The organism is Azospirillum oryzae, assembly GCF_900177515.1.
GTDB lineage: Bacteria > Pseudomonadota > Alphaproteobacteria > Azospirillales > Azospirillaceae > Azospirillum > Azospirillum oryzae_A.
Genome location: NZ_FXAK01000007.1, coordinates 2,418,702 through 2,430,356 on the forward strand (window position 1 = coordinate 2,418,702; position 11,655 = coordinate 2,430,356).

Here is an 11,655-nt window from a genome sequence, read left to right on the forward strand (position 1 = left end):
ACGCTCAGCAGCACTCGTCCTCCAGTTGGCGCAGCATCGCCAGCCCGTCCTCGTCGTCATGCTCCTCGAACAGGTCGGCGATGTAGTAGATGTTGGCGCAGAGCAGGCACAGCCCGTCGGCCTGCCGCTTCAGCGGGTCCTCGGCGACCGCCAGCTTGGCGCGGAACCGCTCCCAGAAAGCGTTGGTCTTGGCGGGATCGTCGATGTGCATGTACAGCCGGTCGATGATGCGGCGGCTGTTGCCTTCGCAGTCGATGCCCTTGAACGAGACGTAACGGTCGGGCGCGTCGATGCTGTCCACGGGGGCGGTCTCCTGTAGCGGTGCGGAGTGGGGAACATTGCGCCGATGCTCTCCCGTCCGCGGCCCCACCCTCAAGCGGCCCTGCACCAAGCGCATCCGGCCTGCGCGAACGGCCGGATCGCCGCACGAACGGTGCCGCCCTACAGCGCCAGCCGCTTCTTCAGCGCCTCGGCCCGGTTGCGGCTGACCGGCACGCGGGGGGCGCCGGGGGCGGCCATGACGAAGGCGGCGCGGCCGTCCTGCCGTTCCACCGCGCGGGCATGGCGCAGATTGACGATGTAGCCGCGATGGGTGCGCACAAAGGACCGGGCGTCGAGCCGTGCCTCCAGCTCCGACAAAGGCAGGCCGCAGAAGAAGGCGCCGTCGGCGGTGTGGACCGTGGTGTAATGGCCGTCGGCCTGCAGATAGACGGCATCGGCCGGGTCGAGCAGCACGATGCCCTGCCCCTTCTCCACCGGCAGCTTGACCAACGGTTCGGCCAAATTTCCTGTCGGCTGCGCTGCGGGGTTCTGGATCTCCGCCGCGACAGGCCGCCCCGCCTCCATCAGCATCAGGGCGGTGACCGCACTTCCCTCCGCCACCTCCGCGGCGGGCGCCAGCGCCGTGGCCTTGACCACCAGAACCCGGCCGGGCAGCGCCACCATCATCGAGCAGGCGGACGCCGGGGCGGACGGATCGCCGGCGGCGGCCAGCAGCAACTCCACCTTGGCCCGGTGCGAGGGCGGGTGCAGGTCGTGCAGATAGGCGCCGACCAGCCCGGCCGCCCGTTCCCCCAGCAGCCGCACCGCCGCCGGGTTCAGCGCCAGCACCCGCCGCGCGCCGTCCAGCAGCACCAGCCCGACATCCATGTTTTGCAACGCATAGTCCATGGACGCCCACTATAGCGGGGTTTCAGTCCTGGCTCCCGCCTTTCCGCTTGTCGCCCTGGACCAGGGCGGCGACGACGCCGTGGAAGGTGCGCACCTCCTGCTCGGTCATCTCCATCCGCTCGAAGGCGTTGCGGAGCGTGCGGACCATCGAGGGGCGCTTCTCCTCGCTGGTGAAGAAGCCGGTGCGGTCCAGCGCCGCCTCCAGCCGCTCGAAGAAGTTCACCCGCTCCGCCATCGTCGCCGGGCGGGTCTGGCCGGTGTGCAGGAAGCGGTCGGGCGTGCGGTCGCCGGCCTGGAACCACTCATAGCCGATCAGCAGCACCGCCTGCGCCAGGTTGAGCGACGAGAAGGCCGGGTTCAGCGGCACCGTCACCAGCGTCTGGGCGAAGGTCAGGTCGTCGTTGACCAGCCCGGTGCGCTCCGGCCCGAACATCACGCCGACCTTCTGCCCGGCGGCATAGCGTTCCCGCATCTCGCCGGCCGCCACGCGCGGGGTGACGAAGCGCTGGATCATGTCGCGGGTGCGCACCGTGGTGGCATAGACCGCCTCCAGGTCGGCGACCGCCTCGGCCGTCGTCTCGAAGATCTTCGCGTTGTCGATGACGAGGTCGGCGCCGGACGCCGCCGCACTGGCCTTCGGGTTCGGCCAGCCGTCGCGCGGCTTGACGAGGCGGAGGTCGGTCAGCCCGCAATTCAGCATCGCACGCGCGCAGGCGCCGATGTTCTCGCCGAGCTGCGGCTGCACCAGGATGACGGCCGGGCCGCCAAGGATGGACTCACGGGTGGGGTTCTGGCCGGAGGTCATTGGACGTAAGTTCGTTTGAGGTCAAGTGCTGTTGCCCCCCTCCCCAACCCTCCCCCTCTTCGAGGGAGAGGGAGTCGGTCGCAGAGCGGCGGCAGTCCCCTCTCCCACCGAAGGTGGGGGAGGGTTAGGGAGGGGGCAATCCGTACCCGCGCTCCCCCTATTCCTGCTGCTCCGCCGGCTCCGCCTCGACCTTCACCGGGCCGCCGTCGATGGCGGTCAGGCGCTTCTTCAGGTCGGAGACGTCCGCGTACAGGCGCTTGAGGCGGGCGAGGCCCTTGTATTGTTCGAAGGCGCGGGCGCGCGGCACGGCGGGATAGCCCATCCACACCGACTTGGGCGGGATGTCCATGCCGACGCCGGAATTGGCGGCCACCACCGCGTCGCTGCCGATCTTCACATGGTCGGCCACGCCCACCTTGCCGGCCAGCACCACGCGATCGCCGATGATCGTGCTGCCGGCGATGCCGACATGGCCGCACAGCATGCAGTTGGTGCCGACCTGGACGTTGTGGCCGATCTGGACGAGGTTGTCGATCTTGGTGCCGTTGCCGATGCGGGTGGCCGTCACCGTTCCGCGGTCGATGGTGGCGCCGGCCCCGATCTCGACATCGTCGCCGAGGATCACCGTGCCGATGGAGTTCACCCGGCGGATCAGCACGTTGGTGCCGACGACGCGGCCGGTGGTCTTGGCCGATTCGACGCTGCCCGGTTCCGGCGTGACGAAGCTGAAGCCGTCGTTGCCGACGGCGGCGTTGGGATGGATGATGCAGCGGGCGCCCATCTCCACCCGCTCGCCGATGCGGGCGCCGGGATGCAGCAGGCAGCCCTCGCCGATCACCGCGTCGGCGCCGACGGTGACGTGCGGCAGGATGACGACCCCGGCCCCGATGCGGGCACGCGGGCCGACATAGGCGAAGGGAGCGATGGAGGCATCGGGCGCCACCACCGCATCGGGCGCCACATAGGCCTGCGGCGAGACGCCCGGTTCGGCATGGACCGGACGCTCGAAGATGTCGAGCATCCCGGCCATGGCATAGCGCGGACGCTTCACCACGATGCGGCCCTTGATCGTGTCCGGCACCTCGACTCCCTCGGCGACCACGGCGGCGACCGCCTTGCTGCCTGGCAGCAGGGCCATCAGGTCCTTGTCCATCGCCAGCGCCAGATCCTCCGGCCCCTCCGCTTCCGACGGGTGGACGGCGCGGCGGATGGTGAGGGAGCCGTCGCCTTCGACCGCGGCGCCCAGCGCTTCGGCGATCTCGGTGAGGGTCATGGGGGGCTTGGTCATGGTCGGAACACCGGTGTCAGGGTCTTCGATGGCCGCCCCGACGGACGGCGCGGCGGACCCTAACACGGGCGTCCGGCCGATGGCGAGGCATCAGAACGCGACCCCGGCTTTCGCATCGGTGGCCTGCCCGCCCTTGGCGCCCGGCCGCAGCCAGCCCTTCACCCGCTCCTTCACCCGGCGCATCAGCGGCTGACGCGCCTGCACCGCATAGTATTTGCGCACCGTCTCCAGGATCTCCCAGGTGCCGGTGAAGCCCATCGGCAGCACCAGCGCGTCGCCAGCCTTGTATTCGCGCGGGGACCCGCCTTCCGGCGTGATGATGACCCGGCCGGACAGCAGGACGCAGAACTCGTGATAGGGCCAGTCCTTCATCGCGACGAGGCCCGGCGTGCACTGCCACACCCCCGACCGGAAGCGGCCATAGTCGCCTTCGAAAATGTTGCGGTGAATCTCCAGCGGCTGGCCGGACAGGATGGCGCCGAAAACCGCCGGCTTGCCGACCTCGTCGTCTGCGATGCGGCGGCTGTCGATCGGAATGGGGGTGTGGTCGGGCATCGGCTCTCCCAGTCGGAGGATGGAGGGTCGGTGCGCGCACGGCCACGGCAGAGCCACGGCCGGGTGGCGCCCCTGCGCAACACCTCACACCGCCGAAGGTTCCGCCAGCTGCGAAAAATTTCAGCCGCCCAGATTGACGATCTCCACCCGCCGGTTGGCCGCCGCCTTGGGCTGGTCGGGCAGCAGCAGTTCCCGCGCGCCCATGCCCGACGCCTCCAGCCGGTCGCGGCGGATATGGTGATGCGACACCAGATACTCGACCACCGCCGTCGCCCGCCGCTTGGACAAGGCAAGGTTCGCCGCGTCGCTGCCGACGCCGTCGGTGTGGCCGACAATGCGGAAGCGGGTGTTGCCGGCCGCCGCCATCACCGCCGCCACCTTGTCGAGGATCGCCCGCGATTCCGGCCGGATGCGGGCGGAGTTGAAATCGAACTCCACCCGGAAGGCGGCGCGCAGTTCCGGCGCGGGCACCGCCGCCGGCTCGGGCAGGGGCGGCACCGTCACCGGCGCCGGCCGCCCGGCCGGAGGTGAAGCCGGGGGAGTGGCCGGCGGCGGCACGGCCGGCCGCTGCATCGCCACCGGCGGGCAATTGGGGCCGGTGGTGCCGAGCAGCGCCGCCTGGATCTCGCATTCGCTGGGGTTCGGCCCCATCGGCATCGCCGGGTTCGGCAAGCCTTGGGCGCCCGCCGCGACCGGCAGGACCAGCCAGACGCAAGCACCCAGAGCCAAGCCCAGCCGCATGGCCGCATTGTTCGGACCGCGGACGGTCGTGTCAAATTGCTCGTGGAACAGTCCTGCGTGCATCTGTACGATCCCGGTCCGTATCTTTCGTATAGGGCGCTTGGGAGGAAACAAGCATGAAATCGCTGAAGGCTCTGCTCGCCGGCATCGCGCTGGCCGCGCTGACGGTTCCGGCCATGGTTGCCGGCGCGGCGAACGCTGCCGACTACAAGGCGGAGTACAAGCTTTCCACCGTTCTGGGCAAGCCCTTCCCCTGGGGCGTCGGCGGCGACCGCTGGGCCGAGCTGGTCAAGGAGAAGACCGGCGGCCGCATCAACATCAAGATGTATCCCGGCACCTCGCTGGTGAACGGCGACCAGACCAAGGAATTCACCGCGCTCCGCCAGGGCACCATCGACATGGCGGTCGGCTCCACCATCAACTGGTCGCCCCAGGTGAAGGAGCTGAACCTCTTCTCCCTGCCCTTCCTGATGCCCGACCACAAGGCGCTCGACGCCCTGACCCAGGGCGAGGTCGGCAAGACGCTGTTCGACCTGCTCGCCACCAAGGACGTGGTGCCGCTGGCCTGGGGCGAGAACGGCTTCCGCGAGATCTCCAACTCCAAGCACCCGATCCGCACCCCGGCCGACCTGAAGGGGATGAAGATCCGCGTCGTCGGCTCGCCGCTCTATCTCGACACCTTCACCGCGCTGGGCGCCAACCCGACGCAGATGAGCTGGGCCGACGCGCAGCCGGCGCTGTCCACCGGCGCCGTTGACGGGCAGGAGAACCCGCTGGCCATCTTCGTCGCTGCCAAGCTGGCGACGCTGGGCCAGAAGAACCTGACCCTGTGGGGCTATGTCGCCGACCCGTTGATCTTCGTCGTCAACAAGGAGGTCTGGGCCAGTTGGTCGAAGGAAGACCAGGAGGCGGTGCGTGCCGCAGCCGTCCAGGCCGCGGCGGAAGAGGTGGCGCTGTCCCGCAAGGGCATCACCGCCGAGGACGACAGCCTGCTGAAGGAAATCACCGCCCAGGGCGTCGATGTGGTGCGACTGACGCCGGAGGAGCAGAAGGCCTTCCAGACCGCCACCCAGCCGGTCTTCGACAAGTGGACCAAGCAGATCGGCCCCGATCTGGTGAAGGCAGCGCAATCCGCCATCGCCGCGCGGAAGTGATCCTTCTTCGCTGATGTGACGAATGACGGCGCCCTCCGTGGCGCCGTTTTTTCATGGTCGCAAGGCACTTGCTTGTGATGCGTACCCGCGCGGATTGCGCTACAACTCCTCAACTTCGCCGATTGGTTTGCGGAGCGGGCGCCTATGACGTCGGAGATGCTGCTGGCGCTGTTCTGCATCGGCGCCACTCTGTTGTTCCTGGGCATCCGCCGTGCCTTGATCCTGCGGGCCGACCGGCAGATCCGCCGCTGCGGCGCCACCCTGGCCGCCGAACGCGATTCCCTGGAAGGCCAGGCCAACGAGCTTGAGGCCATGCAGGCAGAGATCGGGGCGATGAAGGCGAAGCTGGTCGAACTGTCGACCGAAAAGCTTATCCTCAACCGCCGCGGCGGCAAGCGCGCCACCACCACGCGCCGCTTCATCCACGAGATCGGCCGGCCGGAAGCGGGACGCAACCGCTTCGTCTTCCGGCTGGCGATGGCGCCCGGCTTCACCGCCCGTCCCGACGCCAAGGCGGTGGTTCACCCCGCCATCTGGCGCTTCGAGAACGAGGCGCAGGTCTGGGCCTCCGATTTCGCCGCCGCCCAGATGCTGACCCGCAACATCTTCCACGACGGGGTGGGCGTGACGGTTTCCAGCGAGGGCGCGGACGAAGAGGCGGTTGCCGGAGCCGGAGCCGTCGGGCCATGACCGTCGTCTGGCTGCTGGGGGCGGTCACCAGCCTTGGCGTCGGCATGCTGGGCGAACGGATCCTCGGCATCCGCGCCCGCCGCCAGTCGGAGAAGCTGGCCGCACTGAAGGAGCGGCTGGACGTCTACGCCAATTACGCCAAGCTCGCCGCCGTCCGCCGGGTGGAGGCGGAGGAAACGCTGGCCGGCCTGCGCCACGAGGTGGCGGAGGTCGAGGGCGAGATCCTGTCCCTGCAGTCCGCCATGACCGACGATTTGGCCCTGGCGCCGATGGAGTTCCACTGCGTCGACCGCGTCGCCCGCTCCAGCGGCCCGCTGTGGTATGTCGCGGTGGAGGCGCTGGACGCCACCGCCCCCTGGACCGGCGTGCGAACCTATGCCGTCGCCGCCGACAGCGCGGAGGACGCCCGCAAGCGGATTGCCGAACGCCACCCCTCCCCCACCGCTTTCGCCATCTCCCCCGCCGCCCCTCTGGTGCTGCCGGAGGGTTGAGAGGGGTCGGTGTTGAGGGGGTGGGGGCAAAAACCGACAACTCCGCAAGGAAAAAGGGCGCCCCAACCGGAGCGCCCCCTCTTCCCCATCAACCGCCGATCAACCGTTGTTCATGCGGTTGTCGATCAGGTCGGTCACCACACCCGGATCGGCCAGCGTCGAGGTGTCGCCCAGGCTGTCATGCTCGTTCGCGGCGATCTTGCGCAGGATGCGGCGCATGATCTTGCCGGAGCGGGTCTTCGGCAGGCCGGGAGCCCACTGGATCAGGTCGGGCGAGGCGATCGGGCCGATCTCCTTGCGGACCCAGGCGACCAGCTCCTTGCGCAGCTCTTCCGTCGGGGTCTCGCCGGCGTTCAGCGTGACGTAGGCGTAGATGCCCTGGCCCTTCAGGTCGTGCGGATAGCCGACGACCGCGGCCTCGGCGACCTTCGGGTGGGCGACCAGCGCGCTTTCGACCTCGGCGGTGCCCATGCGGTGGCCGGACACGTTGATGACGTCGTCGACGCGGCCGGTGATCCAGTAATAGCCGTCGGCGTCGCGGCGGCAGCCGTCACCGGTGAAGTACTTGCCGGGGAAGGTCGAGAAGTAGGTCTGGACGAAGCGCTCGTGGTCGCCGAACACCGTGCGCATCTGGCCCGGCCAGCTGTCGGCGATGCAGAGGTTGCCCTCGGTCTCGCCTTCCAGGATCTGGCCTTCGTTGTCGACGACGACCGGCTGGACGCCGAAGAAGGGCTTGGTCGCCGAGCCCGGCTTCTGGCCGATGGCGCCGATCAGCGGGGTGATCAGGATGCCGCCGGTCTCCGTCTGCCACCAGGTGTCGACGATCGGGCAGCGGGCGTCGCCGACCACGTTGTAGTACCACAGCCACGCTTCCGGATTGATCGGCTCGCCGACCGAACCCAGCACGCGCAAGGACGCGCGCGAGGTCTTCTTGACCGGTCCCTCACCCTCGCGCATCAGCGAGCGGATGGCGGTGGGCGCGGTGTAGAAGATGTTGACCTTGTGCTTGTCGATGACCTGCCAGAAGCGCGAGACGTCCGGATAGGTCGGCACGCCTTCGAACATCAGCGTGGTGGCGCCGTTGGCAAGCGGACCATAGACGATGTAGCTGTGGCCGGTGACCCAGCCCACGTCGGCGGTGCACCAGTAGACCTCGCCGTCCTTGTAGTCGAAGACATACTGATGGGTCATCGACGCATAGACGAGATAGCCGCCGGTGGTGTGGAGCACGCCCTTCGGCTTGCCGGTCGAACCGGAGGTGTAGAGGATGAACAGCGGATCCTCGGCGTTCATCTCCTCCGGCGGGCAGTCGGCGGAGACGCTCTCCATCTCCTCGTGGTACCAGAGGTCGCGGCCTTCGGTCCAGGCGACGTCGCCACCGGTGTGCTTGACCACCAACACATGCTTGACCATCGGCGCGCCGGCCACCGCCTTGTCGGCGTTGGCCTTCAGCGGCACCTTGCGGCCGCCGCGCAGGCCCTCGTCGGAGGTGATGACGAAGTGGCTGTCGCAGTCGACGATGCGGTCCTTCAGGCTGTCGGGCGAGAAGCCGCCGAAGACGATGGAATGGATGGCGCCGATGCGGGTGCAGGCCAGCATCGCATAGGCGGCCTCCGGGATCATCGGCAGATAGATGGTGACGCGGTCGCCCTTCTTGACGCCGTTCTTCTTCATCACGTTGGCGAGACGGCAGACCTTCTCGTGCAGTTCCTTGTAGGTGATCGCCTTGGAAACGCCGGGGTCGTCGCCTTCGAACAGGATCGCGGTCTGGTCGCCGCGGGTCGCCAGGTGGCGGTCGATGCAGTTGGCGGAAACGTTCAGCGTGCCGTCGTAGAACCAGCGGATGTGGACGTCGTCATTGTAATTGACGTCCTTCACCTTGCTGTAGGGCTTGATCCAGTCGAGCCGCTTGCCCTGCTCGCCCCAGAACGCCTCGGGGTCCTTGACCGACTGCTCGTACATGCGGGCATAGGCTTCCGCGTTCACGTGGGCGGTCGCCGCGATCTCGGGCTTCACCGGAAAGAAGCTGTTGTCGGTCATGAGTGCGATTCCCCCGTGGTGCTTCCGAATTGGCCGGAAGATGTTGCAGGGCGGCGGGCCGCCGCCCGGAATTGAGCGGCATTATCCACACAAGTTGCGGGACGAACAAGCAAATCGGCCCCTGCAGGCCCCCCGACCAAAGGAGGATTGTGTCGCTGATTTTGCAGCGCGAGACTGTTTCTTCCCCAAGCATACCAAGGCACGCAGCTTTCGGCGCCGTTCGGGCCCGAAGCATGGACGACCGCGTGCCGCGACCATCCGCCGCGCCGCGGTGCAGCATGGGCCATGTCGGCCCTGTAACGAACAGTCCCTTGCTTAACCCGACCTTAACCGACCGACAGCTATAGAGTTGCTGCATCACGGTAACGATCATCGGCGGCAAGGATCGCAATGGCCAGCACCACCAACGCGGACGATCTTCCCGAAGCGGGCGACACCGCCGGCCGCCTGACCGGTCTGGCCGACGGCATCAGCCTGACGGCCATCGACGCCACGCTGCGCGCCCTGGGCGCGCCCCTCACCGCCACCTCCGCCGCCGGCATGGCCGACATCGCCCGACGCATGCTGCAGGCGACCAACGACTTCCGCGCGGCGATGCAGGACGCGGCGGAGTAGGTCTTTCTAAGTAAGTGGTGAGTGGGGGTAAGTGTTACCTCACCCCGCACACTCTCAAGCCGGAACACCCACTCCCGCCAGATCGCACACGCGGGCCCATTCCTCCTCGCTGACCGGGCAGACCGACAGGCGGGACTGGCGGACCAGGGCCATCGACTGCAGCAGCGGGTCGGCCTTGATCTGCTTCAGCGTGACGGGCGTCTTCACCGGCATCACCGGGGCCACGTCGACCATGCCGAAGCGGCCGGACTCGTCGCTGGGGTCCGGGTAATAGGTGCGGACGATCTCGACGATGCCGACGATCTCCAGCCCTTCGTTGGAGTGATAGAAGAAGGCGCGGTCGCCCACCTCCATCGCCTTCAGATTGTTGGACGCCTGGTAATTGCGCACCCCGTCCCAATGGGTCCGGCCGTCGGCGACCATGCGGTCCCAGGAATATTTGAACGGCTCGGATTTCACCAGCCAATAGGCCATCTCCGGCGCTCTCCCGCTCAGGCCTTGGGGTAGACGCGGCGCCAGGGCCGGATCGTCACGCTGTCGAACAGGCCGGCCTTGGCATAGGGATCGCCGGCGGCGAAATCCTGTGCCGCGGCGGCATCGGCGCACTCGACGAGCAGCAGGCTGCCGACCATGCCGCTCTGGTCGTCCGACAGCAGCGGACCGGCGACGAAGATGCGGTCGGCGTTGGCCTCCAGATAGGCCAGATGCTCGGCACGGTTGGCGGCGCGGATATCGGCGGCACCCGCCTTGTCGACGCAATGGAACATGAACAGCATGCGGCTCGCTCCTTCATACGGTGGAGCGGGAGCCTAGCGCAGGGAAGGAGGATGGGAAAGCGTCGGCTGAAGCGTCACACCACCACGCGCGGACGCCGCGGCAGTGCCTTGCCACCCTTGCAGGGGGAATAACCGCCGGGGGCGATGCGGCCCGGATTGATCCCGGTGCGATGGATCTCGCCGAAGCCGCGCAGCCCCATCTCCGCGGCGGCGGCCAGCGCGATACGGCCGCAGGCCTCGGCGTCGCTGCCGGCATGGTGGTGTTCCAGCGCGATGCCCAGGAAGTCGGCCAGATGGTTCAGCCGGTGCGCCGTCAGCGTCGGCCAGGCGCGCCGCGCCATCACCACGGTGCAGAGATAGTCGCAGGCCGGCCAGTCCAGGCCATAGTCGGTCAGGGTGTGGCGCAGCACGCTGATGTCGAAGGCGGCATTGTGGGCCAGGATCAGCCGGCCCTGCACCCGTTCGCGCAAGGTCGCCCACACCTCCGGGAATTCGGGGGCGTCGGCGACGTCCGCCTCCCGGATGCCGTGGATGGCGCTGTTGAAGGAGTTGAAGCGCAGCTCGCGCGGGCGGATCAGATGCTCCTCCGTCCGGGTCACGCGGCCGTCCTCGATCCAGGCGACGCCGATGGAGCAGGCGCTGGTGCGGGTCTCGTTGGCGGTTTCGAAATCGATGGCGACGGCGTGGCCGGAAATGACGGTCATTGAGATCCGATGAACAGGCAGGTCACAGGCGCAGAATGCTTGCAAGATCCTCGGGCAGCGCATCTTCCGCCGCCAGGACCCGCAGCTTCAACAGGCTGGCGACCGCCATGGCGTCGGTGATGGCACCGTCCATCACCAGGTCGATCACCTCGGCGAAGGGCAGGCGGCGCACCGCCAGGACCTCGGTCTCGTCGGGAGCGGAGTCGCCCTGCTCCAGTCCCCAGGCGACGAAGGTATAGGCGACCTCGTCGGTGATGCAGTTGGACAGGTGCAGCTTCATCAGCGGCATCCAGCGCCGCGCCGTCAGGCCGGTCTCCTCGCGCAGCTCGCGCGCCGCGGATTCCTGCGGCTCCAACCCCTTGCGCCCGCCGCCTTCGGGGATTTCCCAGCTGTATTGCTTCAGCGGGAAGCGGTACTGACCGACCAGCGTCACCGTGCCGTCGTCATGGATCGGCACGACGCCGGTGGCGATGCTGCGGGGATGGACGACGCCGTAGATTCCCGGGGCGCCCTTCGGGGTCAGAACCTTGTGTTCGACCACCTCCATCCAGGCGTTTTCGTATTTCGTCGTGCTGGTCAGCACGGTCCAGGGATTGCCGGTGTCCTCACCGGTTTCGATCGGCACG

At 68.1% G+C, this 11,655-nt stretch carries 15 protein-coding genes; 4 read left to right on the top strand and 11 right to left on the bottom strand.

The annotated features are described in order from the left end of the window. Window positions 1-4: 4 nt before the first annotated feature. The 6 genes from cowN to B9N97_RS23915 form a co-directional block, all read right to left on the bottom strand. A complete protein-coding gene (cowN, locus tag B9N97_RS23890) occupies window positions 5-301 on the bottom strand; it encodes a N(2)-fixation sustaining protein CowN (RefSeq protein WP_085090167.1) in 297 nt (98 codons plus the stop codon). Between the two features lie 140 nt (window positions 302-441). Beyond that, on the bottom strand, window positions 442-1,170 hold the full coding sequence (locus B9N97_RS23895; protein ID WP_085090168.1) for a LytTR family DNA-binding domain-containing protein: 729 nt from the start codon (window positions 1,168-1,170) through the stop codon (window positions 442-444). A gap of 22 nt (window positions 1,171-1,192) precedes the next feature. Beyond that, complete coding sequence (locus tag B9N97_RS23900) at window positions 1,193-1,975, bottom strand: RNA methyltransferase (protein ID WP_085090169.1); 783 nt, start codon at window positions 1,973-1,975, stop codon at window positions 1,193-1,195. A gap of 157 nt (window positions 1,976-2,132) precedes the next feature. After that, window positions 2,133-3,263 carry a UDP-3-O-(3-hydroxymyristoyl)glucosamine N-acyltransferase gene (gene lpxD / locus B9N97_RS23905; protein WP_085090170.1) on the bottom strand — a complete coding sequence of 377 codons (1,131 nt, stop codon included), beginning with the start codon at window positions 3,261-3,263 and terminating at the stop codon, window positions 2,133-2,135. A 90-nt stretch (window positions 3,264-3,353) separates the two neighbouring features. Next, complete coding sequence (locus B9N97_RS23910) at window positions 3,354-3,818, bottom strand: cupin domain-containing protein (RefSeq protein ID WP_085090171.1); 465 nt, start codon at window positions 3,816-3,818, stop codon at window positions 3,354-3,356. A gap of 120 nt (window positions 3,819-3,938) precedes the next feature. Beyond that, window positions 3,939-4,622 (bottom strand): OmpA family protein, encoded by a 684-nt coding sequence (locus tag B9N97_RS23915; protein ID WP_085090172.1) that lies wholly within the window; start codon window positions 4,620-4,622, stop codon window positions 3,939-3,941. 53 nt (window positions 4,623-4,675) lie between these two features. Between B9N97_RS23915 and B9N97_RS23920 the strand changes: the two genes are divergently transcribed. From B9N97_RS23920 to B9N97_RS23930, 3 genes are all read left to right on the top strand, one after another. Beyond that, window positions 4,676-5,713 carry a DctP family TRAP transporter solute-binding subunit gene (locus B9N97_RS23920; RefSeq protein WP_085090173.1) on the top strand — a complete coding sequence of 346 codons (1,038 nt, stop codon included), beginning with the start codon at window positions 4,676-4,678 and terminating at the stop codon, window positions 5,711-5,713. 144 nt (window positions 5,714-5,857) lie between these two features. Next, window positions 5,858-6,403, top strand: a complete 546-nt coding sequence (locus B9N97_RS23925; RefSeq protein ID WP_085090174.1) for a hypothetical protein — start codon at window positions 5,858-5,860, stop codon at window positions 6,401-6,403. After that, complete coding sequence (locus B9N97_RS23930) at window positions 6,400-6,894, top strand: hypothetical protein (protein WP_085090175.1); 495 nt, start codon at window positions 6,400-6,402, stop codon at window positions 6,892-6,894. The genes B9N97_RS23925 and B9N97_RS23930 overlap by 4 nt, the downstream gene beginning before the upstream one ends. A 99-nt stretch (window positions 6,895-6,993) precedes the next feature. On the opposite strand, the gene acs is transcribed toward B9N97_RS23930, so the two are convergent. Beyond that, entirely contained in the window at window positions 6,994-8,934 is a 1,941-nt protein-coding gene (gene acs / locus B9N97_RS23935) for an acetate--CoA ligase (protein ID WP_085090176.1), read from the bottom strand. Between the two features lie 390 nt (window positions 8,935-9,324). Between acs and B9N97_RS23940 the strand changes: the two genes are divergently transcribed. Next, window positions 9,325-9,549, top strand: coding sequence for a hypothetical protein (locus B9N97_RS23940; protein ID WP_085090177.1), 225 nt, complete (start codon window positions 9,325-9,327; stop codon window positions 9,547-9,549). 54 nt (window positions 9,550-9,603) lie between these two features. Here the strand turns inward: B9N97_RS23940 and B9N97_RS23945 are convergent, their stop codons facing one another. The 4 genes from B9N97_RS23945 to B9N97_RS23960 all read right to left on the bottom strand — a co-directional run bounded on the left by B9N97_RS23945 (window position 9,604) and on the right by B9N97_RS23960 (window position 11,654). Next, window positions 9,604-10,023, bottom strand: coding sequence for an EVE domain-containing protein (locus B9N97_RS23945; RefSeq protein WP_085090178.1), 420 nt, complete (start codon window positions 10,021-10,023; stop codon window positions 9,604-9,606). Window positions 10,024-10,040: 17 nt separating this feature from the next. Next, a complete protein-coding gene (locus B9N97_RS23950; RefSeq protein WP_085090179.1) occupies window positions 10,041-10,325 on the bottom strand; it encodes a YciI family protein in 285 nt (94 codons plus the stop codon). A gap of 74 nt (window positions 10,326-10,399) precedes the next feature. Next, window positions 10,400-11,029, bottom strand: coding sequence for a 3'-5' exonuclease (locus B9N97_RS23955; RefSeq protein ID WP_085090180.1), 630 nt, complete (start codon window positions 11,027-11,029; stop codon window positions 10,400-10,402). A 22-nt stretch (window positions 11,030-11,051) separates the two neighbouring features. Next, a complete protein-coding gene (locus B9N97_RS23960) occupies window positions 11,052-11,654 on the bottom strand; it encodes an NUDIX domain-containing protein (protein ID WP_085090181.1) in 603 nt (200 codons plus the stop codon). Window position 11,655 lies beyond the last annotated feature (1 nt).